Genomic DNA, 23,785 nt, shown 5'->3' with positions numbered 1-23,785 from the left:
GACCAACAGCAATCGGCGATATTTTACCTGGAACTATAGCCCTAAGATGGTACCAACTAGCAGCCACAGGTTAAGCGCCACCACTATAGCCACAATCACCCACCCCACATGTTTTACCAGCCGGGTATTGACGAGATCGCCCATCAATTTTTCATTGCTGGTGAAAATCAGTAGCGGCACCAACGCCAGTGCGATACCAAAACTGAGTAGTACCTGGCTCATCACAAGGACGCGGGTTGGGTCAAGCCCCATCAGGATGACAATAAATGACGGTGCCATAGTGACTGAGCGGCGCACCCACAGCGGGATGTAGAAGCGAACAAACCCCTGCATCACAACCTGCCCTGCCAGAGTACCGACAACGGTTGACGACAGACCCGCCGCGACCAGACTCAAACCGAATATAGTCGCCGCTGAATGACTCAAAAGAGGTTCCAGCGTGAGGTACGCCTCATCGAGATCGGCAACGCCGGTATGACCTGTGAAGTGAAACGCCGCGGCGGCGGTTGCCATCATCGCCAGATTTACAAACCCGGCAATCGTCATTGCGATACCCACATCCCATTTGGTCGCGCTGTAACGTTCGGCGCGATTGCCTTCGTGCATATGTTGGGTCAGCGATGAATGAAGATAGATCACATGCGGCATAATTGTCGCCCCCAGAACCCCGGCGGCCAGGAACACCGCTTCGCTGGTCGGCAAGCTTGGGATCAGCATCCCTTTACCCAGTTCAGCCAGTTTGGGCTGCGAGAAAATCAGTTCAACAATGTAAGCCGCAGCCACAAACAGCAGCAAACCACCGATGACTTTTTCGAGCGGTTTCTGGCCGCGCCGTTGCAGCATCAGTATAAGGAACGTTGCAATCCCGGTCAGCACTGCGCCCTGGAGTAACGAAACGCCCAGGATCAATTTAAAACCAATCGCAGCACCAATAAACTCCGCCAGATCGGTCGCCATGGCAATGATTTCGGCTTGTATCCAGTACAACCACACCACCGGGCGCGGATAGTGGTCACGGATCTGCTCCGCGAGGTTCTTGCCGGTGGCAATCCCCAGTTTTGCCGAGAGAATTTGGATAAGCATCGCCATCAGGTTTGCCCACACCACTACCCATAGCAATTTGTAGCCAAAACTTGCCCCGGCCTGGATGTTGGTCGCAAAGTTGCCGGGATCGATATACCCGATAGCAGCGATAAAAGCCGGCCCCATCAACGCCAGGCGTAATCTGCGCGCTGTGCGGGTACCACTGTTGTCAACGCGACTGTTTGTCATCATCTGCCTCTGAGATATAGCCTTTGCTATGTTTCAAGCTATCAAAAATGAGAATGATTATCAAATTCATTTAAAATGCTTAAACCGATTATTTTGATAGACGGAAACAATGAGGAATTTGCAGTGACAATTTTATATGCCAGTTAACTTTCATGAACTGCGGCAAGCACTATGTTAGAGATATGTGCGTTGACGCAACTTTTACCTTCTTTACTTAACATAGCAGAAATGTATGGTTGATCACTAATTTTGAGTTTGGTCACAGGACATCACTATAGTGTGCGATTAGTCTCGTTTTCTTATTGCTTGTTTCATAGAATGTGCAACGAAATTAAACCTGCCTCATGTTTGGAGCAAATATGTCCCGCGTTCTTCACTTTGTCTTAGCGCTTGCCGTGGTAGCGCTACTTGCTTTATTGCTAAGTAGCAACCGTAAGCAAATTCGTATTCGCTTTATCGTTCAACTGTTAGTGATTGAACTCATTCTCGCCTGGTTCTTCCTGAACTCAGAAATCGGTCTGGGCTTTGTGAGAGGTTTCTCAGAAATGTTTGAGAAACTGCTGTCGTTCGCTAACGAAGGGACAAACTTTGTATTCGGTAAGATGAATGACGAAGGACTCGCCTTCTTCTTCCTGAAAGTACTCTGCCCAATCGTCTTTATCTCCGCGCTGATCGGGATATTGCAGCACATCCGGGTTCTGCCGATTGTTATCCGCTTTATCGGTACTGTTCTGTCTAAAGTGAATGGTATGGGTAAACTGGAATCCTTTAACGCCGTAAGCTCGCTGATTCTGGGACAATCAGAAAACTTTATCGCCTATAAGGATATTCTCGGCAAGATGTCGCGCAACCGCATGTACACCATGTCCGCTACGGCCATGTCTACCGTGTCCATGTCGATTGTCGGTGCTTACATGACGATGCTCGAGCCAAAATATGTGGTCGCCGCGCTGGTGTTGAACATGTTCAGTACCTTTATCGTACTGTCGCTGATTAACCCTTACCGCGTTGATGAGAGCGAAGAAAATATCCAGATGTCTAACCTGCACGAAGGCCAAAGCTTCTTCGAAATGCTCGGTGAATACATTCTGGCAGGTTTTAAAGTTGCGATTATTGTTGCAGCGATGCTGATTGGCTTCATTGCCTTGATTGCCGCACTGAACGCACTGTTTGCAGCAATCTTCGGCATCTCCTTCCAGGGCATCCTGGGTTACATCTTCTACCCGGTAGCCTGGGTGATGGGTGTTCCATCTCATGAAGCGTTGCAGGTTGGTAGCATCATGGCCACCAAACTGGTTTCCAACGAATTCGTTGCGATGTTGGATCTGCAAAAACTGGCCGGTACGCTTTCCCCACGTGCGGAAGGTATCCTGTCAGTGTTCCTGGTGTCGTTTGCCAACTTCTCTTCTATCGGGATCATCGCTGGTGCGATTAAAGGCCTGAACGAAGAGCAAGGTAACGTGGTTTCTCGCTTCGGCCTGAAACTGGTTTACGGCGCAACTCTGGTGAGTATTCTGTCAGCATCTATCGCTGGTCTGTTCTTGTAATTCTCACAATAAAAAGCCGGGGCAATTTGCCCCGGCTTTTTTATGCCCAAATTTCTATGCCTGGCTAACACCATCATCCTGCCAGCAGACCTGGTTTCTGCCTCGTTGTTTAGCGGTATACATCCGCATATCTGCAAGCGACTGGATTTGCTCAAGCGAGCACTCTGGAAGCTCACTGTAGGCCGCAACCCCTAACGAGGCAGTGATTTGTAGCTGCGTACCGTCATCGAGGAGCAGAGGCGATGATTCAAGCTCCCACTTAATTCTTGTCGCGACCATAATCCCCGCTTTGAGGTCGGAATTTGGCAGGAAAATGCAGAACTCTTCACCGCCGATACGCCCAAGAATATCCTGGCTGCGAACCGCACGCTGAATGCGCTGAGTCGCATGCACCAGCACATTGTCACCGACCTGATGCCCGTAAACATCGTTCACTTTCTTGAAGTGGTCGAGATCTAATTGCACAAGTGTGTAATCTACATAATCAGGGCTAATTTGTGATGTCTTCTCAAAGAAGCCACGGCGGTTAAGTGCGCCGGTCAAGTCATCGTGAAGCGCATGGTGCTGCATTTCACGCTGCAAGTTCCCCATATTGCGCACCAGGCGGCAAATAACTCGGTGCGATCCCCAAAGGAAAAGCACGAATATTCCCCACATCGCGATCAACAGGATACTGAAACGGCCAAAATCTTCATGTAAACCCTGTCTGAGGGTTTGGGTACTGATCAGTACCGAGCGCGTGCCAACAACTCTGCCAAAAGTGATGAATACCGACCCATCGCGCATCGTGCCGCGCGATGAGACTTCAAGCATCTGGCGAATAGTTTGTAGATGCTTAGCAGTGAGTTGAAATTGATTACTCGACCCAACGGTACCGGTGAGTGGGATTAGCCGTTCATCAAACAGTTGGTAAGCACTCTGCGTATCTTCCGGTAATGACGCCGCAAGGAATTTTTGCACCGCATCATTTTCAAACGCAATCCCCAGAAGACCTATCCATTCACCACGAAAATCGACAGGAATGGCGGCATTAACCAGAGTGTCATCAGTTTTAGCGATATTCTGTCGTGTCCAGAAAGGTTCTCGCTGTGGATTGAGCAATGGCGAAGCCAGCACGAAACTACCCTGCTCTACTTGCGGGTTGTAACTGCTCACTAATAGCGAGTTCATCTCCTGGGATAGCGAGACAATAAATTCGCCATCGCGTGAGATGTAGTACAAATCTGCAGTCAGTTCATTGGCCCCTGTCGCTAACGGGAAAAGACCCTGAATCTTCCGCAATGCATAGAGCTGCTGGCGGACTTGTAGCGCGTCCTCGCCGTGAAATGCGCTGTCTTCGGTAAGCGTATCGGGCAAAGGTAACTCGCGGATCCACAATGGTGAATCACCAACATCACCTGTAATTTCCGAAGGAACAGTTGCCACACCAGGGAACAAAGGATCGTCCATCGCTTCAATAAAAATTCGTTTTAGGTAGCGAAGGTTATCAACTTTGTACTGTGCTTTACTTTCGATTCTGGCAATCACACTTTCGAGGTGACTAAGCTGGCTTGTACGGTAGCCATGGCTAAATAGCTGTCCTTGCTGCCAGAATAAAAAAGTGGTCAGCGCAAAAACAAAAATGAAAACCAGATGGATAACCCGGAGTGTTTTTGCCATTGGCAGGCGAAATCTATTCGCTAAAGAAGTGCTCACAAATCAGCCCCTTGATTATATGCTCGCAACATACTGCTACCTTAATGTATGGACTAAGGCCAGAGGCTCTGGCTTGCCTATCAGATACCCTTGTAAAAAATGTACGCCGAGTTCGCATAACAGCCTGCGCTGCTCTTCCGTTTCAACAAACTCAGCCACAACAATCAATTGCTTCGCTCGAGCCATATCACATATAGATTTAACAATCAGTGGGTCAAGCGAGTCGGTGGTGATGTCTTTAATGAAGCAACCATCAATCTTAATAATGTCCGCATGCAACCTTTTCAACCGCTCGTAGTTCGCATAACCGGTACCAAAGTCGTCGATGGCAATTTTAAACCCATAATCACGCAGTAATGTAATGTTCTGCATTGAAGTTTCTGAGTCTGAAAAAGCCTGTTCCTCGGTGACTTCAATAATCACGCTGCTGGCTGGCACCTGAAATTGCGTAAACAATGAAATAATATTCTGCGCAATATCCTTTTGCATCAAGGTCAACGGCATAAGGTTTACCGAGAAACGTGACTGTTCGCCCTTCTCTGGGTGAAGATACAAATAATTCACCAGCTTCTTCACCACTAACATATCGAAGCGCGTGCTGAGGTTAAACTCGGCAATAACAGGAATAAACTTATCCGGGGTAATTAATTCATCATCAAAAGTGATGCGGCTCAGTATTTCGTGATATCCATGTCCCATCTTATTCACAATAGGTTGTGCATAGAGAGTGACAGGTTCTTCTTCATTTAAGGCCCGTTTGATTTTTTGCAGTAACAAAACACGCTCTGTCGTTTTGTCAGAGACATATTCAACTCTGGTATTCAAGCTGAGCACGCGTAACGATTCACTCGCCTGTTCGGAAAGAAAACTTAATTGCCCTAAAGTGTGGTGTAATTCTTCAAGGCTATTGTCGATAACGCTATAGGATGCGCCGTACTCAATTTCCAGCATGGTGTTATGCCATGTTATTTTTTTGCTATTGAGTAAATCAACAATATGTTCGAGTCGCGCATCGGTATGTTGTCCGCGGAGGAAAATTAATAATTCACTGCCGGGTAACTGAAATACTTGTTCGCCTTCATGCAGGAAAGGCGTTATCTGGCTGGTAACCATCCGCTTACAATGAATTCGCATCATCATGCCGTAATGGCGGCTTAAAAATTCCAGGTTCGACATCCGTAGGCAGCAAAGCGTCCCTTCCGGATAACATTGCACATGATGTTCCAGCGCACGTAAATTTGGTAATTGTGTTAACGGATCGGTTAGTGACTGCGAATGATAAATGCGTTTCATCCATTCGTTTTTCTTAAACATCATCGTCATGTACAACATACAGACGGAAAAAGAGATGAAAACAGAAAGAATGAATGACAGGGCAAATTCTGTATTAACCCCGTAAAGGAAACCATCGTTATATGTCAATAGTAGCCATACGGATATAGCCCATAACAGCCCCATTAAACGCGGGCCAAAATGGCGGATACCCAGCGTAAATAGCACAAAAATAGCGGGCACGAGGTAACCTGAAACCTGCAACATGCCCCACGACGAGCACAGCACAACCAGCAGAGTTATCAGGCATAACATCCAGGTCAAAGAATAAAAACGGCGTGGACCAATGAAATCGCGCATCACGCAACGACGCCAAAAGGCTCGGACGTAATTTGGATTCAGGATCATTCTGAGTGGATAGTAAAACAGGAAAGTAAATATCAGCGAGGCGGCAATTAAATTTTGAAAATCCACTACCATAAACATGAGTGAATTGTCACCAAAGTACGCAGCCACTGCTTCTGGAAATTGAATATATCGTCCCGCCAGATACATCAATAATTTAGTGCTAAAAGGCGCGACAAACCCTAGCCAGAATATTCGAGTCCCCATTCCTTTATCGGTCAGAGCATAGCGCCACCTCGTCCCAAGATAATGACGGGCAATTATGCTACAAACTATTATTGGAAATATCAGGCAAAAAACAAATGATACTAACGCCACAAATGACAGATGTAGTACGCATGAGAATGTCACTGCTGATGAAATTATTAGAGGAATAATCGCAGTCCGGCCATAGATAAACACCATGGCTATCAACAAACCCATTGGGAGATAAGCGAGATAAACCTGAACACCATCAATTGTCGTTAACGGTGAAATGTAGCGAGAAAAAGGGACAAGCAAGAGAGATAAAACCAGTGCTGTGACGAATTTCTTGATAGATTTTTGAAAAATCATAAGCCCTGGTCTGAGTATTCTGTAATGGCTTTGCAGCATTATTCGGTGATAAATAATACGTTTATTTGTTGCGCAAATCAAGTTTGCGAATTATTGCATGTAGTTAAATTTATTGGTTTTTTATACAACCCAACAAAGAGAAATAGTTTGATATATTCATATTGAGAATACATCGTATTTATCTATTCACTAAATTGATGAAAATCGTGCTCAGATCACTATTTTGTGAAGTTATTCTGGCGCAGAAACGAAAAAACCCCCGCCATTAGGCGAGGGTTTCATATTTTGGTGGAGCTAAGCGGGATCGAACCGCTGACCTCTTGCATGCCATGCAAGCGCTCTCCCAGCTGAGCTATAGCCCCACGAATGGGTTTGGTTTAAACGATTCAAATCTTGCTGGTAAAGATTTGGTGGAGCTAAGCGGGATCGAACCGCTGACCTCTTGCATGCCATGCAAGCGCTCTCCCAGCTGAGCTATAGCCCCGTACCGTGAAACCGTGTCGTATCGACGGGCGGCATCATATGAAACCCATTCAATAGTGTCAACGTCAAATTCAGCTTCTGCGATTAATCGCCGAAAAAGCAAACAATACAAGTAAAAGCAGATGCACCTCGTATTCCTGTAGTTAATCCTGTCACAGTTTCCAGTAAAATGATCCTCTAAAATGAACCACTAATAACCCCTTTGGATTTAAGGAAAAAACTGTGCTCAAGGAACGTATGACCCCGGAAGAGCTGGCGATGATTACTGGTTATAGTCGCCAAACAATCAACAAATGGGTACGCAAAGAAAGCTGGCTCACAACTCAAAAACCCGGTGTTCAGGGAGGTAAAGCTCGCCTGATTCATGTGGATGAACGTGTTCGCGATTTTATTAATAGTGCAAAACGCGTTTCGGAGAAACTCAGCAGCTACCACGTTAATGACACTTCACTGGAAGGGCTTTTGCTCAATTCGATGAAACAGATGTCTATCTCGGAACAAGAAAAGATGTCTGCATTGATTCTGCGAGAAGGCATTGCTGGGGTGTTAAAGCGTTTAGGTATTCGTGATGAGTAAAACGAGTATCAAAAAGCCGGCATAAGCCGGCTTTTTAGTCACAACACTTTATAACGCGGGGCGTTACTGTTGTGCTTCGCGCGCAGCAATGAATTCCAGAGCCTGATTAATACGAGCAATCGAACGTTGCTTACCAATCGCGTGAACAGTGACATCAAGACCAGGTGACTGCCCCGCCCCTGTAACAGCGACACGCAACGGCATACCAACTTTACCCATACCTACTTCCAACTCATCAGCGGTTGCCTGAATTGCATTATGCACATTCTCTGCAGTCCAGTCGGTCAATGCTGCCAGTTTATCGCGCACAACTTCCAGCGGCTGACGAGCAACCGGACGAAGGTGTTTCTTCGCAGCATCCGCGTCAAACTCACTGAAATCTTCATAGAAGTAGCGGCAAGTTTCAGCCATCTCTTTCAGCGTTTTGCAGCGGTCGCCCAACAATTTAACCAACTCAGCCAGTTGTGGGCCGTTGCGGGTATCAATATTTTGCTGCTCGATATGCCATTGCAGATGGGTCGCAACATATTCAGGAGCAAGGTGGTTAATGTAGTGGTGGTTAAGCCACTGCAATTTTTCAGTGTTGAATGCACTGGCCGATTTGCTAACGGAGTCCAGTGTGAACAATTTGATCATTTCTTCACGAGTGAAGATTTCCTGATCGCCATGAGACCAGCCCAAACGCACCAGGTAGTTCAACAGAGCTTCTGGTAGATAGCCATCGTCACGATACTGCATGACACTCACTGCACCATGACGTTTGGACAGTTTTTTGCCGTCGTCACCATTAATCATGGAAACATGCGCATAAACCGGAACTGGCGCATTCAATGCTTTCAGGATGTTGATCTGACGCGGAGTGTTGTTGATATGGTCTTCGCCACGAACAACGTGGGTGATTTCCATATCCCAGTCATCCACTACAACACAGAAGTTGTAGGTTGGGGATCCATCGGTACGGCGAATGATCAGATCATCCAACTCCTGGTTGCTAAATTCGATTGGGCCACGGATCTGGTCATCGAAAATAACAGAACCTTCTTGCGGGTTGGCAAAACGCACAACACATGGTTCATCAGTAGTATGATGCTCATGGCCATGACGGCAGCGACCGTCATAACGCGGCTTGTCACCGTTCGCCATTTGTTCTTCACGCAAAGCTTCAAGGCGTTCTTTAGAGCAGTAGCATTTGTACGCTGTACCAGCTTCCAGCATCTCGTCGATAACCGCGTTATAGCGATCAAAACGCTTGGTCTGATAATACGGGCCTTCATCCCACTCAAGGCTCAGCCAGTTCATGCCATCCATAATAGCTTCGATAGCTTCTGGTGTTGAACGCTCAAGGTCTGTGTCTTCTATACGAAGCACGAACTCACCGTCGTGGTTACGAGCAAAAAGCCATGAATAGAGAGCAGTACGAGCACCACCAACGTGCAAATAGCCTGTTGGGCTTGGCGCGAAGCGAGTTTTGATTTTCATTAAACGGCCTTAATTACGCAAAAGTACCGGGGAACCGGCAAATGCCAGTGAATATAGAGTGGGCAACATTCTACCACTGTGTACTGATTCCTCAATGTCGATACCCTTTCTTGTCTTCAATCCACATATTTTGATGACAAATCAATCACCAATGCGTAATTCGCGATCGCATTGTTTATTTTTACGACGAACGAACAAAATCTTTAGAAAAGGCGTTGACTCATTTTCAACTCTCCCTATAATGCGACTCCACACAGCGGGGGTGATTAGCTCAGTTGGTAGAGCACCTCCTTTACACGGAGGGGGTCGGCGGTTCGAGCCCGTCATCACCCACCATTCATTAGTGAGTGATTCCGCAGTGTAGCAAGAGATAAGATTTGGGTGATTAGCTCAGTTGGTAGAGCACCTCCTTTACACGGAGGGGGTCGGCGGTTCGAGCCCGTCATCACCCACCATTATCTACTCTTGCAATAGAAGTACCGAAGTTTGGGTGATTAGCTCAGTTGGTAGAGCACCTCCTTTACACGGAGGGGGTCGGCGGTTCGAGCCCGTCATCACCCACCATTCGGGGCGTTAGCTCAGTTGGTAGAGCAGTTGACTTTTAATCAATTGGTCGCAGGTTCGAATCCTGCACGCCCCACCAAATTTAGACAAAAGCGCCTTCGGGGCGCTTTTGTCGTTTCTAAGGCTCGATCTTTTTCATGCTGGGTTCGAACCTGCTGCAGGTTTGACAAAATCGTCGGGAACGATTTTACATCACCGCTTGCGGTGACCCTCAGGGCGAGTCTCAGGATGAGACGAGTGATATCCTGCACGCCCCACCAATGTATAAAGGCGCCTTTTTGCTATGCGCGTTTCTAATACATCACCTGGCGCCCTGCCAAAATTAATGAATACCACCTTCTTCTCTCAAGATTTTCCCGCGTTTAGCCGATAACTGCTTCATCTAATCCCTCGAGGAACTATTATGAGCAACACTATCAACACCTCTACACCTTCACCGCAAGCCAGCACAGGCAGTTCTTCAGCAAGTTCTGGTAACAACCAGGCTTCACAAATCAGCCGTATCACCCAGCAAATAACTAAACTAACTCAGCAAGCGAAAGATATTGCCAATGGCAGCGGCACAACAGAAGAAAAGCAAAAACAGCAGGAACTGATTCAGGCGCAGATTAAAATGCTGCAGGCGCAACTTGCGCAACTACAGCGCCAACAAGTTGAAGCCGCAGACAAAAAACAGGAACAGCAACAATCACGAGTAGAAGGTGTGAATAAACCGTCCGAAGATCATCAGATTGATATCTACGTCTAATCTTTATTAAACAATGGGTCGCTCAGGCGAGCAGTGGTTAACTGCTGCGCCTGTTGACGAACAACCTGCCAGATAGCCTCAGCAGCACGAGAAAGCGAGCGATTTTTCCGCCGCACCAACATTAATTGCCGATCGACAACCGGAACTAGCGGCCTGACAACCAGAGGGCGCTCTTTAGGTAACGGCAATGCAAGTGCTGGAAGAACGCTAATGCCAATTCCGGCCTCAACCATTGGAAACAGTGTTGCCGGGTGGCCAATCTGCTGAACAATATTGGCCTCAATACCCTGACGCATTAACGCATCATCGATCAACGGGCGGCTGCCTGATGCGTAATCCTGTAGCACCAGGTTTTGACCTTGTAATGCCTGCCACGAAACACACGACTGAGCGGCAAACTGATGGTCATTACGGCAAAGCAATAAAAACGGCTCGGAAAGCACGACTTCACAATCCAGATCATTTGCCTGAATAGGGTCGATAACCATGCCAAAATCGACTTCCCCCTGACGAATGCTTTGCAGCACCCACTGTTGCGGGCGGTCGTGGAGCACAAAGCGGATCGCGGGAAACTCAAGCGCTGCCGCAGCGATAGATTGCGGCATTAAGTGGGCTGAGATAGTCTGGCTCGCGGCGACCCGCACAATTCCGCTTAGCTGATGGCCAACGCTACGTGTATCCAAAAGTGTGCTGGTCAACTCTTCCAGCAGCCGCTCAAGCCTGGACGCCAGTTGTTGGCCCGCATCCGTCAGCACGACTTCTCGTGTTGTGCGGTCAAGCAGCTTTACGCCTAGCTCACTCTCTAACTCTTTTACGCTATGGCTAACCGCCGATTGGCTCAAACCAATTTGCTCCCCTGCCCGGCTAAAACTCCCGGCATGAGCTATGGCGACAAACACTTTTAACTGACGCAGTGAATAATTCATCTATTAAATTCATTAATGCATTCAATAAATCAATTTTATTTCTAAAACTAATGAAAGCACAATAGCCCTACAACAGTTTGAGGAATGATGATGAAACTCTTTCGCGTACTCGACCCCTTCACGCTGACGCTAATTGTGACCGTATTACTGGCGTCTTTCTTCCCCGCTCAAGGCAGCTTTGTTGGCTTTTTTGAAGGGCTAACGACCGCCGCAATTGCACTGTTATTCTTTATGCACGGCGCAAAGCTTTCGCGCGAAGCGATTATTGCTGGCAGCAGCCACTGGCGTTTACACCTGTGGGTAATGTGCAGCACGTTCGTGCTATTCCCGGTGCTAGGCGTGTTGTTCGCCTGGTGGGCTCCAGTCAATGTCAGCCCTGAGATTTATACAGGATTCTTGTACCTGTGTATTTTGCCTGCCACGGTGCAGTCCGCTATTGCGTTCACTTCGCTTGCAGGTGGCAACGTTGCAGCAGCCGTGTGCGCCGCATCGGCCTCTAGTCTGCTTGGTATATTCCTGTCGCCACTTTTAGTGGGCATGGTGATGCATGTTCATGGCGCGAGTGGCAGCTTGCAGCAGGTCGGCAGCATTATGATGCAGCTACTGGTGCCGTTTGTGGCGGGTCATCTTTCTCGCCCGTGGATTGGTAATTGGGTCGCAAAACATAAAAAATGGATTGGTAAAACGGATCAGACTTCCATTCTGCTCGTCATTTACACGGCATTTAGCGAAGCGGTAAGGCACGGAATTTGGCACAAAGTCGGCCTGGGTTCACTGCTGTTTATCGTGGTGGTAAGTCTGGTATTGCTGGCTATTGTCATCACCATCAACATGTTTGTGGCAAGGCGTCTGGGCTTTAGCAAAGCTGATGAAATTACCATTGTGTTTTGCGGTTCGAAGAAGAGTTTGGCGAATGGTATTCCGATGGCAAATATCTTATTCCCGGTCGCAACAGTCGGGATGATGGTGCTGCCGCTTATGATCTTCCACCAGCTGCAGTTGATGATATGCGCGGTGCTAGCCCGCCGTTATCAGAAAGAGACGCAGGTGGCAGCCAAAGCCGCCACCGATAACACTTAGTTAATGCCTTTTGAGGGGCTTCACCAGCCCCTCCAACCCTTCGGTCTTAATCAGCAAAGTAAGCCTCATTAGCTCACCAAGATGCCCTTGAGGAAATTCATCTTTACGCGCAAACCACAGCAAGTACTCTTCCGGTACATCAATCAATACGCGACCTTTATACTTGCCGAACGGCATTACTGTATTAGCTATCTCAATAAGCTGCTCTTTATCCATCTCATTCACCTAACAAGCGAATCATTTCAGCTTCATCAATCACGTCGATACCCAATTCCTGTGCTTTGACGAGCTTAGAACCAGCCGCCTCACCCGCAATCACCAGGTCAGTTTTCTTCGATACGCTGCCCGCAACTTTCGCGCCTAATGCGACCAGGCGCGCTTTGGCATCGTCACGAGACATAATGGTCAGTGAACCTGTGAGTACCACCGTTTTGCCGGCAAATGGGCTGTCGATCTCTTCCGCTTTGATAATCACCGGAGCAGGCCAGTGAACGCCCGCTTCTTCAGTCAACTGGCGAATCACTTCACGGTTGCTCTCTTCAGCGAAGAAGTTGAACGTATGAGTAGCGACCACAATTCCCACGTCAGGTACTTTTTGCAGATCTTCGATGCTTGCCGCAATCAGCGCATCCAGCGTACCAAAGTGCGCCGCTAAACCGGCGGCTGTCGCTTCGCCGACTTCGCGAATGCCAAGTGCATAGAGGAAGCGTGCAAACGTGGTTTCTTTTGCTTTATCAAGCGCAGCAACTACGTTTTGAGCAGACTTCGGGCCCATACGGTCAAGCCCGGTAAGTTTACCGGCAGTCAGACGGAAAAGATCCGCAGGCGTATGAACGTATTCTTTCTCAACCAATTGGTCGATTATCTTATCGCCCATGCCATCAACATCTAGCGCGCGACGAGAGACAAAATGTTTAAGTGCTTCTTTACGCTGCGCACCGCAAATCAGGCCGCCGGTACAACGTGCAACCGCTTCGCCTTCAACACGTTCAACGTCAGAACCACAAACCGGGCAATGCGTCGGGAAGACAATCTCGGTGGTATTTTCCGGGCGTTCAGACTCCACAACACCAACAACCTGCGGGATAACATCGCCCGCGCGGCGGATAACCACGCGATCGCCAATTCTTAAACCCAGGCGCTCAATTTCATCAGCATTATGCAATGTGGCATTACTAACCAGCACACCTGCAACCTGAACCGGCTCCAGACGAGCAACAGGGGTAATCGCCCCGGTGCGCCCAACCTGGAACTCAACGTCACGAACAAAGGTCATTTGTTCCTGAGCCGGGAACTTGAACGCCACCGCCCAACGTGGTGCACGGGCAACAAAGCCCAGAGTTTCTTGCAGCGCGAGCGAGTCAACTTTGATAACAACACCGTCGATATCAAAACCTAATTTCGGGCGATCGGCTTCAACCTGGTGATAAAACGCCAGCACTTCTTCAGGTGTATTACACAGACGAATGCGGTCGCTCACCGGCAACCCCCACTCTTTAAACTGCTGCAAACGCCCATGATGGCTGGCAGGCAATTCGCCGCCTTCAAGCAAACCCACGCCGTAGCAGAAAAAGGTTAATGGGCGCTTTGCCGTAATGCGAGGATCGAGCTGACGCAGAGATCCGGCTGCAGCGTTACGCGGGTTAGCAAAGATTTTCCCGCCGGTGCGGCGCGCTTCTTCGTTAATCTTTTCAAAGCCCGCCTGAGGCAGGAATACCTCGCCACGAACTTCCAGGCGGCGGGGGATGTTCTCACCACGCAGTTTTAGAGGGATAGAGCGGATGGTGCGCACGTTAGCAGTGATATTTTCGCCCGTCGTACCATCGCCACGAGTTGCGGCGCGAATCAGTACTCCATCTTCGTACAGCAGGCTCACCGCGAGGCCATCTAGTTTCAGCTCGCAGCAAAAAGTAATGGCTTCTGGGCTTTTTAAGCGGTCCTGAACTCGCTTGTTAAAGGCCAGGTAGCTAGCTTCATCAAAGGCGTTATCAAGCGACAGCATCGGTACTTCATGGCGAACCTGGGTAAATTCGCTTAAAGGTGCAGCACCTACGCGCTGTGTCGGTGAATCAGGGGTGATGAGTTCAGGATGCGTGTCTTCCAGAGAACGCAATTCAGCCATCAGGCGGTCATACTCCGCATCCGGGATTTCTGGAGTATCAAGCACATGGTAAAGGTATTCATGATGGCGAAGCGTGGTTCGCAGTTGAGTAATTTTTTGTTCGATTGTGTCCATATCGCACCATCAATATAAAAAACCCCCGGAATCCGAGGGTTCAAAGAAAAACATGTTCAGAGCGCGTATCAATGGCTGATGTTAGCTTCAACCACTTCGCGGATACGGTCCTGGTACTCACGCATTTTTTGCGGCGTCATCATACGACGCTGGTCATCAAGCACAACACCACCGACTTCATCGGCAATGTGCTGAGCGGACTGCAGCATCAATTTAAAGTTTTGCGTTGGGTCGCCGTATGACGGTACTTGCATGAAAATTGTCACGCCAGGCGTTGCAAAATTCGTCATGCTTTCTGGGTCAAAAGAACCTGGCTTAACCATATTAGCAAGACTAAAGAGAACCGGACCACTGCCATCAGGACTGAGATGACGGTGGAAAATGTTCATTTCGCCAAAGATAAAGCCCGCTTGCTGAATACTGTTTAACAGCACATCACCGTTAATCATGCTGCCAGCATGAGCAGAAACGTTCAGCACAATCACCGTCTCTTTACGACGTGCCGGAGGTTCCGGTGTCGGAGCAGGTTGTACCGCAACTTGCTCAGGCGCAGGTTCAGAATGCTGCACCGGTTGGACCGGCGCTTGCGGTGCCACTGGCTGAGGCGGTTGAACAGGCTGTTGTACCGGTTGATGGACAGCAGGTTGCTGTGGCGCTGGCTGATGTGCCGACGCAACAGGAACTTCCTGACGTGGAATCACCGGTTCAGGCTGACGCACTGGCGCACTCTGACGCGGCTCCGCAGAGGCGTAAGGTGGCTCATACTGATGTTGAGGAGCTTGCGGCTGACGAGGCATTTCTGGCTCGCGAGTCGTTGTTTCTGGCGCAGGATTAACCCGACGCACACGCACCTCACCTACTCCATCATCTTGTTCATCGTCAGCCTCGTCGTCATCCGATTCGTATTCGTCACGCTTAGACTTCAGGCGCTTCATTGGACGATCACGAAAAATGGAAGAACGCTCCTTACGACTTGTCCACAGGCCGTGAACCAGTAAGGCTATTATGGCGATCGCGCCAACAATGATTAATATCAGACGCAAATCCTGCATCATTATATTCTCTGTTGTTCTAACACCTTGCCACCGCGGCAAACATTTACTCACTAAGAGTATTTGCCCATCTGCTCAAGTGCAAGTCCACACACTGTTTTCTCAGCATAAAGATGTACCAAAATCGATTTTTCGCTGTTTTTTCGACCATTTCTTAATAAGTTTTTCTCCTGGCACTCAGTTATGATAACTCTGCACGTCATTGTAATGACCAAAAAGGAGTTCGTTCAGATATGGTTTCAACTTCAGGAGCCGGGCCACGTAGTGGCGTTTATTACTTTTCGCAAGGCTGGAAGCTGGTACATCAGCCAGGGATCAGGCGCTTCGTGCTCTTGCCATTGTTGGTCAATATTTTATTAATGGGTGGAGCATTTTGGTGGTTGTTTACTCGCCTGGATGTTTGGGTTCCCACACTTCTTTCTTACGTTCCAGATTGGTTACAGTGGTTGAGCTATCTCATTTGGCCACTGGCAGTCGTGTCTATCTTGCTGGTGTTTGGCTACTTCTTCTCAACCATAGCCAACTGGATTGCTGCCCCCTTCAACGGATTACTGGCAGAACAACTCGAAGCTCGTCTGACTGGCGCAACACCGCCGGATACCGGCGTGTTAGATATCATGAAAGATGTTCCACGTATTATGAAACGCGAATGGCAAAAGCTCTCCTGGTACCTACCGCGAGCGCTTGTATTGCTGGTTCTCTACTTTATCCCTGGCATCGGCCAAACCGTCGCGCCAGTTTTATGGTTCTTATTTAGCGCCTGGATGCTGGCTATCCAGTATTGCGACTACCCATTTGATAACCATAAAGTGCCATTTAAAGAAATGCGCATCTCACTGCGTGAGAAGAAAATCATTAACATGCAGTTTGGCTCACTAGTCAGTCTGTTTACGCTTATCCCATTCCTGAATCTGGTTATCATGCCAGTCGCTGTATGTGGTGCTACCGCCATGTGGGTCGACTGCTATCGCCCTAAACACGCCATGTGGAAGTAAATTTGCAGGAGCGGCTTATGCCGCTCCTTATTCCTTCTGGCTTCTGCTTATTTCCCTTCTACATATAGATATGCGATTTCTTTACTTCCGCATAACTTCTAAGCAGGTATGCTGGAGAGGTTTCCCAAATTTCATACAGTTAAGGACGGGTTATGAGCAAGATCTATGAAGACAACTCTCTGACTATCGGTCATACGCCGCTGGTTCGACTGAACCGCATCGGTAATGGACGCATCCTGGCCAAGGTAGAGTCCCGTAACCCGAGCTTTAGCGTAAAATGCCGTATCGGGGCCAATATGATTTGGGATGCCGAAAAACGCGGTGTGCTGAAGCCTGGTATAGAGTTAGTTGAGCCAACCAGTGGTAACACCGGCATTGCACTGGCATATGTCGCCGCAGCACGTGGTTATAAGCTGACGCTAACCATGCCTGAAACCATGAGTATTGAACGCCGTAAGCTGCTCAAAGCCCTGGGTGCTAACCTGGTATTGACTGAAGGCGCGAAAGGCATGAAAGGCGCGATTCAGAAAGCAGAAGAAATTGTTGCCAGTAATCCTGAGAGATTCCTGTTACTGCAACAGTTTAGCAATCCAGCAAACCCTGAAATCCATGAAAAAACTACTGGCCCAGAAATCTGGGAAGATACCGATGGTGAAGTGGACGTATTCATCGCTGGTGTTGGCACCGGTGGTACGTTGACTGGTGTTAGTCGCTATATTAAAAACACCAAGGGCAAAACAGACCTTATCAGTGTGGCCGTTGAGCCGACTGACTCCCCGGTTATTGCTCAGGCTTTGGCGGGCGAAGAACTCAAACCTGGCCCACATAAAATTCAAGGTATCGGTGCTGGTTTTATCCCTGGAAACCTCGATCTGAAACTTATCGACAGAGTTATCGCTATCACTAACGACGAAGCAATTTCTACTGCACGTCGTTTGATGGAAGAAGAAGGTATTCTTGCGGGGATTTCATCGGGTGCAGCAGTAGCTGCCGCGTTAAAACTTCAGGAAGATGAAGCATTTACCAATAAAAATATTGTGGTTATACTGCCTTCTTCCGGGGAGCGTTACCTGAGTACCGCCCTGTTTGCCGATCTTTTCACTGAAAAAGAACTCCAACAGTGAAGCCAATCAGGTAAATCAGTGTAAAAAAGCACCCGAATGGGTGCTTTTTTGTGGCATACGTCAAACTTTTAGGCACCCTGCCATTGCGTCACTCAGCCAGGTCTGGTATCTATCCAGCAAATTATTTTGATGCGCGAAATTAATCGGAAAATGTGATGTACATCTGCTGAATCGATTTAACGATTTGGTGCAAAATCACATTTCACGGCATAATGATTAATGACGAGCGAGCCGCGAAGCGCATGGTCGATACCAAAGCACATTTCGTGGTTCCAGAAAGCATCCTGTGTCGCGTAGAGTTACAATTAACACGGCGCTAACTATACAGGCTAAAGTTTTGCCACCAGGCTAGACTTTAGTTCCACAACACTAAACCTATAAGTTGGGGAAATACAATGTTCCAGCAAGAAGTTACCATTACCGCTCCAAACGGTCTGCATACCCGCCCTGCTGCTCAGTTTGTTAAAGAAGCTAAAGGCTTCACTTCTGAGATCACTGTGACCTCCAACGGCAAAAGCGCAAGCGCGAAAAGCCTGTTCAAACTGCAAACTCTGGGTCTGACCCAAGGTACTGTTGTGACCATCTCCGCTGAAGGCGAAGATGATCAGAAAGCAGTTGAGCATCTGGTAAAACTGATGGCTGAACTCGAGTAAGTTCTGGGTTCTTCGTAAATATCAGTCACAAGTAAGGTAGGGTTATGATTTCAGGCATTTTAGCATCCCCGGGTATCGCTTTCGGCAAGGCACTTTTGCTGAAGGAAGATGAAATTGTCATCGACCGGAAGAAAATTTCTGCCGACAAAGTTGCGCAGGAAGTTGAACGTTTCTTAAGCGGGCGCGCTAAAGCGTCGGCACAGTTAGAAGCGATCAAAATTAAAGCTGGCGAGACCTTCGGTGAAGAAAAGGAAGCTATCTTCGAAGGCCACATTATGTTGCTGGAAGACGAAGAGCTTGAGCAGGAAATCATAGCCCTTATCACCGATAAGTTAGTGACTGCTGATGCAGCTGCTCACGAAATTATCGAAGGCCAGGCGATCGCGCTGGAAGAATTAGACGATGAATACCTGAAAGAACGTGCGGCTGACGTACGTGATATCGGTAAGCGTCTGCTGCGCAATATCCTTGGTCTGGCAATTATTGACCTTAGCTCCATCCAAGATGAAGTTATCCTGGTCGCTAAAGATTTGACTCCGTCAGAAACCGCACAGCTTAACCTGCAAAAGGTTCTGGGTTTCATCACCGATATCGGTGGCCGTACCTCCCACACCTCCATCATGGCGCGTTCTCTTGAACTGCCTGCGATTGTTGGTACCGGTAGCGTGACCAGCCAGGTGAAGAACGGTGATTACCTGATCCTCGATGCTGTTAACAATAAAGTTTACGTTAACCCAACCAACGAAGAGATCGAAGCTCTGCGTGCTGTACAGCAGCAAGAAGCTTCTGAGAAAGCTGAACTGGCAAAACTGAAAGACCTGCCAGCAATCACTCTCGATGGTCATCAGGTAGAAGTATGCGCAAACATTGGTACTGTTCGTGATGTCGACGGTGCTGAGCGTAATGGTGCAGAAGGTGTAGGTCTGTATCGTACAGAATTCCTGTTCATGGACCGTGATTCACTGCCAACTGAAGATGAGCAGTTCGCGGCGTACAAAGCTGTTGCTGAAGCCTGTGGCTCACAAGCAGTTATCGTACGCACCATGGATATCGGTGGCGACAAAGAGCTGCCGTACATGAACTTCCCGAAAGAAGAGAACCCGTTCCTGGGCTGGCGTGCAGTACGTATCGCTATGGATCGTAAAGAGATTCTGTACGCACAGGTTCGCGCTATCCTGCGTGCTTCTGTATTCGGTAAATTACGTATCATGTTCCCAATGATCATCTCTGTTGAAGAAGTGCGTGCACTGAAAGCTGAGATCGAAATCATGAAGGCGCAGTTGCGTGAAGAAGGCAAAGCGTTTGACGAAACTATCGAAGTTGGCGTGATGGTAGAGACTCCGGCTGCGGCCACGATTGCTCGCCATTTGGCTAAAGAAGTCGACTTCTTCAGTATCGGTACCAATGACCTGACGCAGTACACCCTGGCAGTTGACCGCGGTAATGATATGATTTCACATCTTTACCAGCCAATGTCACCGTCTGTACTGACTCTGATTAAGCAAGTTATTGATGCTTCTCATGCAGAAGGTAAATGGACCGGTATGTGTGGTGAGCTTGCAGGCGACGAACGTGCTACACTTCTGTTGCTGGGAATGGGTCTGGACGAATTTAGTATGAGTTCCATTTCTATCCCGCGCATTAAGAAGATTATTCGTAACACGAACTTCGAAGATGCGAAGGTGTTAGCAGAGCAAGCACTTGCTCAACCGACAACGGACGAGTTAATGATGCTGGTTAACAAGTTCATTGAAGAAAAAACAATCTGCTAATCCACCGGATGCGGCCCAATTTACTGCTTAGGAGAAGATCATGGGTTTGTTTGATAAACTGAAATCTCTGGTTTCTGATGATAAAAAAGACACCGGAACCATTGAGATTGTTGCCCCACTTTCTGGCGAAATCGTTAACATTGAAGATGTTCCAGATGTGGTTTTCGCCGAGAAGATTGTTGGTGATGGTATTGCAATTAAACCGACTGGCAACAAAATGGTTGCTCCGGTTGACGGCACCATCGGTAAAATCTTCGAAACTAACCATGCTTTCTCTATCGAATCCGATAGCGGCATTGAGTTGTTCGTCCACTTCGGTATCGACACTGTTGAACTGAAAGGCGAAGGCTTCAAACGCATCGCAGAAGAAGGCCAGCGCGTTAAGAAAGGCGACGTAGTTATCGAGTTCGATTTGGCCCTGCTGGAAGAGAAAGCGAAGTCTACCCTGACTCCGGTTGTTATCTCCAACATGGACGAAATCAAAGAGCTGATCAAACTGACTGGTAGCGTGACTGTGGGCGAAACCCCGGTAATCCGCATCAAGAAGTAAGATTCACGCGGCAGGTCATCTCCCTGCAATGAATAAAAAAACCGGAAATGTCTATTTCCGGTTTTTTTTCGTCTATGTCTGGCACTGAATTTTATGCGCGCAGATATTCGACCTTATAATCTCCCGATCCTACCTCTGCAAATCCGCTATTCTCTTGCAGCTTAAAGACCATATCCCGAGCTGACAGCAGCTCTCCGATGCCCGAAAGTTTTAGGGTCGCATGTGTGTTATGTGGAACCTTAACGTCCAACGTCACAATATCCCCCGCACTGCTTTGTCTCACTTGCCAGCGAACCTTAATTTCACCGTAAACGGAGTCATAAGCCGCATCGACCCAGGAAACGTTACCGCCAATCGTTGGTGCGATAATGACATGCTTAAAGCCAGGTTCATCAGCATCTGCCTCAATACCCGCAACGGAGCGATACAGCCACTCCCCCACCGCGCCATACGCATAATGGTTAAACGAGTTCATATCGGCGCTCCACATCGAGCCATCAGGCTTCATACCATCCCAGTGCTCCCAGATGGTCGTTGCACCGGCTTTTACTTGATACAACCAGGAGGGAAAATCATCCTTAAGCAGCAGTTCCCACGCCTCTTGTTCCCGCCCATTCTGGCTCAGTGCATGGCAAAAATAAGGGGTACCCACAAAACCGGTCACCAAATGGCCATCATGCTCGCGCAGGAGTTCTACAAGCGTATTCACGGTACGTTCCCGGAACGATTCTGGCACCAGGTTAAAATAGAGCGCCAGAATATGCGCAGTCTGCGTTCTGGCCGCAAGCCTGCCTGAGGAAGTGAAGAACTCATCCTGAAAACGCTGAACGATTTGCTGATGTAAAGTGCTGTAGCGCTCAAAATCTTCTGTTCGATTGAGTGCTTTGGCGGCCTGGCTGAATAGTTGTGTGGAGTAAGCAAAATAAGCCGTGCAGACAAGATCCGTTGGCGTCGCGCCAAAATAACTCCCCTCTTTCGCATCCAACGCAACCCAATCGCCAAACTGCAATTTATAACGCCAGATCAGGTTCTCGGAATGCGTGAGCATAAAATCCACCCAACCTTTCATGCTCTGATACTGGTTTTCCAGAACGCGAGTGTCGCCATACATCAGGTACATCGTCCACGGATTGATAACCGCGGCATCTGCCCACGCCGCTGCTGAGTGCGTTCCTCCCTCGGCCAGGTTGATATCATTCGCGCAATGCCCGGTGAGAATATCAGGAATGACGTGCGGCACACCGCCTTCTGGCGTCTGGTCGTGTTGCAGATCCCGGAGCCATTTCGCAAAGAAATTACGCGTATGCATCAGGTAACTGGCCGTGCGGCAAAATATCTGTGCGTCCCCTGTCCAGCCCAGTCTTTCATCGCGCTGGGGGCAGTCGGTCGGGACATCAATGAAATTCCCTTTTAACCCCCACAGAATGTTGTGATGAAGCTGGTTTAAATCTTCATTTGAACAATTGAAATGACCGGTTTGAGCCATATCAGAATGCAGCACCACAGCTTTGAAATTCTCAGGGCTGACATTTCCAGGGTAGCTTTCGACTTTTACGTAGCGAAAACCCTGCCAGGTAAAGCGAGGGTGATAAACCTCCGTCGCCCCGCCTTTTAAAACATACTCCACGCGTTGTTTCGCTGAACGCAGATTATCCAGATAAACATTTCCCTGAGCATCCAGCGTCTCGAAATGGCGCAGAATAACTTTGTCACCCCGATTGCCATTTACTTTGAATTCAACCCAGCCACTCAGGTTTTGCCCGAAGTCGATAACCGTATCGCCCTGCGGCGTCGTGATAATCGAAGTGGGTTCCAGCGTGGCTATTTTTTTTACTTTGCAGGCGCCCTGCGCGGTGAGCACTTTTTTATCATAAGAAACCAGGCTGACAGGGCGCCAGTGAGCGTCATCAAATCCCGTTTTATTCCAGCCTTCTTGCTCAAAGCTTGCATCGCAAATTTCACCGTCGTAAATCTCAGAGAACATAATCGGTGAATCTTCGCCACGCCAGGAATTATCGCTGACCACAATCTGCCGGGTTCCATCCTCATAATGAATCACCAGTTGGCAGATAAGTGCGGTCTGTTCGCCGTAATAATTCCTGTCGCGGGTAAAGCCCATATCACCTTTATACCAGCCAGCCCCCAGCTCAGCGCCAATAGCGTTCTCACCTGGCTTGAGTTGCTCGCTCAAATCGTAAGTTTGATAAAGCAAATGGTTGTGGTAGCTCGTCCAGCCTGGCGTTAGCTCATCATTACCGACTTTGCCTCCATTAAGATAAAACCGATAAACCCCTAAAGCTGATACATGCAAATAAGCGGAAACCACCGCACTGTCGTTGTTGAGTGAAAAGGTTTTTCTTAATAGTGTGACTTTTGAATTATCTTTATCTGCAAGAGTTTCAGCAGATATAAAATCCCCTGACCAGGGGGTATCCAGCAGCCCAGTAATAAATTCTGCGGCGGTACTCCACAGGCTTTCCTCACCATGGTTATCTTTAATTTTCACACGGACAAAATAACGTGTTGAGGGATGCAGTAAAATTTCATTAATATTCACATTCACCGAAGCGTCACTACTGATTACTCCGCTATCAAATAAAACAGCATCGAAGTATTTATCATCACTCACCTGTAACTGATAACAAACTTGCTTCACATTCCTTTGGTTACTTTCAATCTCCCAACCGATGACTGGAAAAGCATCGATACCCGATAAAGATAACTCATGGTCAAGCGTGACCTTTTTGACTGACAGCATAATGACAGGCTCCTTTGATAACTCAATATTTTGCAGATCCGAT

General features: G+C 48.2%; 19 protein-coding genes and 6 tRNA genes. 13 read left to right on the top strand and 12 right to left on the bottom strand.

The window, feature by feature from the left end:
- Window positions 1-33: 33 nt before the first annotated feature.
- Entirely contained in the window at window positions 34-1,272 is a 1,239-nt protein-coding gene (locus AC0IXI_RS06870; protein WP_422568972.1) for an Nramp family divalent metal transporter, read from the bottom strand.
- Window positions 1,253-1,342, bottom strand: coding sequence for a hypothetical protein (locus AC0IXI_RS06865; RefSeq protein ID WP_420535613.1), 90 nt, complete (start codon window positions 1,340-1,342; stop codon window positions 1,253-1,255). The genes AC0IXI_RS06870 and AC0IXI_RS06865 overlap by 20 nt, the downstream gene beginning before the upstream one ends.
- 289 nt (window positions 1,343-1,631) lie before the next feature.
- On the opposite strand from AC0IXI_RS06865, the gene AC0IXI_RS06860 reads away from it, so the two are divergent.
- On the top strand, window positions 1,632-2,819 hold the full coding sequence (locus tag AC0IXI_RS06860; protein ID WP_034458999.1) for a NupC/NupG family nucleoside CNT transporter: 1,188 nt from the start codon (window positions 1,632-1,634) through the stop codon (window positions 2,817-2,819).
- A 54-nt stretch (window positions 2,820-2,873) separates the two neighbouring features.
- Here AC0IXI_RS06860 and AC0IXI_RS06855 read toward each other — a convergent pair whose 3' ends face one another.
- The 4 genes from AC0IXI_RS06855 to AC0IXI_RS06840 form a co-directional block, all read right to left on the bottom strand.
- A complete protein-coding gene (locus AC0IXI_RS06855) occupies window positions 2,874-4,514 on the bottom strand; it encodes a diguanylate cyclase (RefSeq protein WP_471682150.1) in 1,641 nt (546 codons plus the stop codon).
- Between the two features lie 36 nt (window positions 4,515-4,550).
- On the bottom strand, window positions 4,551-6,746 hold the full coding sequence (locus AC0IXI_RS06850; protein ID WP_471682149.1) for an EAL domain-containing protein: 2,196 nt from the start codon (window positions 6,744-6,746) through the stop codon (window positions 4,551-4,553).
- Between the two features lie 286 nt (window positions 6,747-7,032).
- Window positions 7,033-7,108, bottom strand: a tRNA-Ala gene (locus AC0IXI_RS06845).
- A 46-nt stretch (window positions 7,109-7,154) separates the two neighbouring features.
- Window positions 7,155-7,230, bottom strand: a tRNA-Ala gene (locus AC0IXI_RS06840).
- A gap of 221 nt (window positions 7,231-7,451) precedes the next feature.
- On the opposite strand from AC0IXI_RS06840, the gene AC0IXI_RS06835 reads away from it, so the two are divergent.
- A complete protein-coding gene (locus tag AC0IXI_RS06835; RefSeq protein WP_064512886.1) occupies window positions 7,452-7,805 on the top strand; it encodes a YfeC-like transcriptional regulator in 354 nt (117 codons plus the stop codon).
- 63 nt (window positions 7,806-7,868) lie between these two features.
- On the opposite strand, the gene gltX is transcribed toward AC0IXI_RS06835, so the two are convergent.
- Window positions 7,869-9,284, bottom strand: coding sequence for a glutamate--tRNA ligase (gene gltX / locus AC0IXI_RS06830; protein ID WP_471682148.1), 1,416 nt, complete (start codon window positions 9,282-9,284; stop codon window positions 7,869-7,871).
- A gap of 260 nt (window positions 9,285-9,544) precedes the next feature.
- Between gltX and AC0IXI_RS06825 the strand changes: the two genes are divergently transcribed.
- From AC0IXI_RS06825 to AC0IXI_RS06805, 5 genes are all read left to right on the top strand, one after another.
- Window positions 9,545-9,620 (top strand) — tRNA-Val (locus AC0IXI_RS06825).
- Between the two features lie 43 nt (window positions 9,621-9,663).
- Window positions 9,664-9,739: transfer RNA gene (locus tag AC0IXI_RS06820), tRNA-Val, on the top strand.
- A gap of 33 nt (window positions 9,740-9,772) precedes the next feature.
- Window positions 9,773-9,848: transfer RNA gene (locus tag AC0IXI_RS06815), tRNA-Val, on the top strand.
- 3 nt (window positions 9,849-9,851) lie between these two features.
- Window positions 9,852-9,927: transfer RNA gene (locus tag AC0IXI_RS06810), tRNA-Lys, on the top strand.
- Window positions 9,928-10,251: 324 nt separating this feature from the next.
- Window positions 10,252-10,596 carry a FlxA-like family protein gene (locus AC0IXI_RS06805; RefSeq protein WP_471682147.1) on the top strand — a complete coding sequence of 115 codons (345 nt, stop codon included), beginning with the start codon at window positions 10,252-10,254 and terminating at the stop codon, window positions 10,594-10,596.
- On the opposite strand, the gene AC0IXI_RS06800 is transcribed toward AC0IXI_RS06805, so the two are convergent.
- Window positions 10,593-11,522 (bottom strand): LysR family transcriptional regulator, encoded by a 930-nt coding sequence (locus AC0IXI_RS06800; protein WP_064512893.1) that lies wholly within the window; start codon window positions 11,520-11,522, stop codon window positions 10,593-10,595. The two genes, AC0IXI_RS06805 and AC0IXI_RS06800, sit on opposite strands and share 4 nt — an antisense overlap.
- Window positions 11,523-11,612: 90 nt before the next feature.
- On the opposite strand from AC0IXI_RS06800, the gene AC0IXI_RS06795 reads away from it, so the two are divergent.
- Window positions 11,613-12,602: a bile acid:sodium symporter family protein gene (locus AC0IXI_RS06795; protein WP_064512895.1), complete on the top strand. Its 990-nt coding sequence runs from the start codon at window positions 11,613-11,615 to the stop codon at window positions 12,600-12,602.
- Here AC0IXI_RS06795 and AC0IXI_RS06790 read toward each other — a convergent pair whose 3' ends face one another.
- The 3 genes from AC0IXI_RS06790 to zipA form a co-directional block, all read right to left on the bottom strand.
- The gene (locus AC0IXI_RS06790) at window positions 12,603-12,818 is read right to left on the bottom strand and encodes a DUF3820 family protein (RefSeq protein WP_034459012.1); all 216 of its coding nucleotides are present in this window, start codon (window positions 12,816-12,818) and stop codon (window positions 12,603-12,605) included. It abuts the gene before it with no gap.
- 1 nt (window position 12,819) lies between these two features.
- The gene (ligA, locus tag AC0IXI_RS06785; protein WP_471682146.1) at window positions 12,820-14,838 is read right to left on the bottom strand and encodes an NAD-dependent DNA ligase LigA; all 2,019 of its coding nucleotides are present in this window, start codon (window positions 14,836-14,838) and stop codon (window positions 12,820-12,822) included.
- A 68-nt stretch (window positions 14,839-14,906) separates the two neighbouring features.
- Window positions 14,907-15,893, bottom strand: coding sequence for a cell division protein ZipA (zipA, locus tag AC0IXI_RS06780; protein ID WP_422569741.1), 987 nt, complete (start codon window positions 15,891-15,893; stop codon window positions 14,907-14,909).
- A 230-nt stretch (window positions 15,894-16,123) separates the two neighbouring features.
- Here zipA and cysZ point away from each other — a divergent pair, with 230 nt between their 5' ends.
- From cysZ to crr, 5 genes are all read left to right on the top strand, one after another.
- Window positions 16,124-16,885, top strand: coding sequence for a sulfate transporter CysZ (cysZ, locus tag AC0IXI_RS06775; protein WP_064512901.1), 762 nt, complete (start codon window positions 16,124-16,126; stop codon window positions 16,883-16,885).
- 152 nt (window positions 16,886-17,037) lie between these two features.
- Entirely contained in the window at window positions 17,038-18,009 is a 972-nt protein-coding gene (cysK, locus tag AC0IXI_RS06770; protein ID WP_064512903.1) for a cysteine synthase A, read from the top strand.
- 395 nt (window positions 18,010-18,404) lie between these two features.
- Window positions 18,405-18,662, top strand: coding sequence for a phosphocarrier protein Hpr (ptsH, locus tag AC0IXI_RS06765; RefSeq protein WP_034459025.1), 258 nt, complete (start codon window positions 18,405-18,407; stop codon window positions 18,660-18,662).
- Window positions 18,663-18,706: 44 nt separating this feature from the next.
- On the top strand, window positions 18,707-20,434 hold the full coding sequence (gene ptsI / locus AC0IXI_RS06760; RefSeq protein ID WP_064512905.1) for a phosphoenolpyruvate-protein phosphotransferase PtsI: 1,728 nt from the start codon (window positions 18,707-18,709) through the stop codon (window positions 20,432-20,434).
- A gap of 40 nt (window positions 20,435-20,474) precedes the next feature.
- Window positions 20,475-20,984: a PTS glucose transporter subunit IIA gene (gene crr / locus AC0IXI_RS06755; protein ID WP_034459029.1), complete on the top strand. Its 510-nt coding sequence runs from the start codon at window positions 20,475-20,477 to the stop codon at window positions 20,982-20,984.
- Between the two features lie 91 nt (window positions 20,985-21,075).
- On the opposite strand, the gene AC0IXI_RS06750 is transcribed toward crr, so the two are convergent.
- The gene (locus tag AC0IXI_RS06750) at window positions 21,076-23,742 is read right to left on the bottom strand and encodes a family 78 glycoside hydrolase catalytic domain (protein ID WP_471682145.1); all 2,667 of its coding nucleotides are present in this window, start codon (window positions 23,740-23,742) and stop codon (window positions 21,076-21,078) included.
- Between the last annotated feature and the right edge of the window lie 43 nt (window positions 23,743-23,785).

The sequence above is a fragment of the Buttiauxella sp. AC038 genome, assembly GCF_979253565.1.
This window is presented reverse-complemented; position numbering and strand designations above follow the sequence as displayed.

Excerpts from the sequence above, each read along its gene's own strand:
- AC0IXI_RS06790 (WP_034459012.1), bottom strand. The coding sequence starts at position 12,818 with ATGGATAAAGAGCAGCTTATTGAGATAGCTAATACAGTAATGCCGTTC.
- AC0IXI_RS06865 (WP_420535613.1), bottom strand. The coding sequence starts at position 1,342 with ATGAATTTGATAATCATTCTCATTTTTGATAGCTTGAAACATAGCAAA.
- AC0IXI_RS06795 (WP_064512895.1), top strand. The coding sequence starts at position 11,613 with ATGAAACTCTTTCGCGTACTCGACCCCTTCACGCTGACGCTAATTGTG.
- AC0IXI_RS06860 (WP_034458999.1), top strand. The coding sequence starts at position 1,632 with ATGTCCCGCGTTCTTCACTTTGTCTTAGCGCTTGCCGTGGTAGCGCTA.
- AC0IXI_RS06805 (WP_471682147.1), top strand. The coding sequence starts at position 10,252 with ATGAGCAACACTATCAACACCTCTACACCTTCACCGCAAGCCAGCACA.
- zipA (WP_422569741.1), bottom strand. The coding sequence starts at position 15,893 with ATGATGCAGGATTTGCGTCTGATATTAATCATTGTTGGCGCGATCGCC.
- gltX (WP_471682148.1), bottom strand. The coding sequence starts at position 9,284 with ATGAAAATCAAAACTCGCTTCGCGCCAAGCCCAACAGGCTATTTGCAC.
- ligA (WP_471682146.1), bottom strand. The coding sequence starts at position 14,838 with ATGGACACAATCGAACAAAAAATTACTCAACTGCGAACCACGCTTCGC.
- cysK (WP_064512903.1), top strand. The coding sequence starts at position 17,038 with ATGAGCAAGATCTATGAAGACAACTCTCTGACTATCGGTCATACGCCG.
- crr (WP_034459029.1), top strand. The coding sequence starts at position 20,475 with ATGGGTTTGTTTGATAAACTGAAATCTCTGGTTTCTGATGATAAAAAA.
- AC0IXI_RS06800 (WP_064512893.1), bottom strand. The coding sequence starts at position 11,522 with ATGAATTATTCACTGCGTCAGTTAAAAGTGTTTGTCGCCATAGCTCAT.
- cysZ (WP_064512901.1), top strand. The coding sequence starts at position 16,124 with ATGGTTTCAACTTCAGGAGCCGGGCCACGTAGTGGCGTTTATTACTTT.
- ptsI (WP_064512905.1), top strand. The coding sequence starts at position 18,707 with ATGATTTCAGGCATTTTAGCATCCCCGGGTATCGCTTTCGGCAAGGCA.
- AC0IXI_RS06870 (WP_422568972.1), bottom strand. The coding sequence starts at position 1,272 with ATGACAAACAGTCGCGTTGACAACAGTGGTACCCGCACAGCGCGCAGA.
- AC0IXI_RS06850 (WP_471682149.1), bottom strand. The coding sequence starts at position 6,746 with ATGATTTTTCAAAAATCTATCAAGAAATTCGTCACAGCACTGGTTTTA.
- AC0IXI_RS06750 (WP_471682145.1), bottom strand. The coding sequence starts at position 23,742 with ATGCTGTCAGTCAAAAAGGTCACGCTTGACCATGAGTTATCTTTATCG.
- ptsH (WP_034459025.1), top strand. The coding sequence starts at position 18,405 with ATGTTCCAGCAAGAAGTTACCATTACCGCTCCAAACGGTCTGCATACC.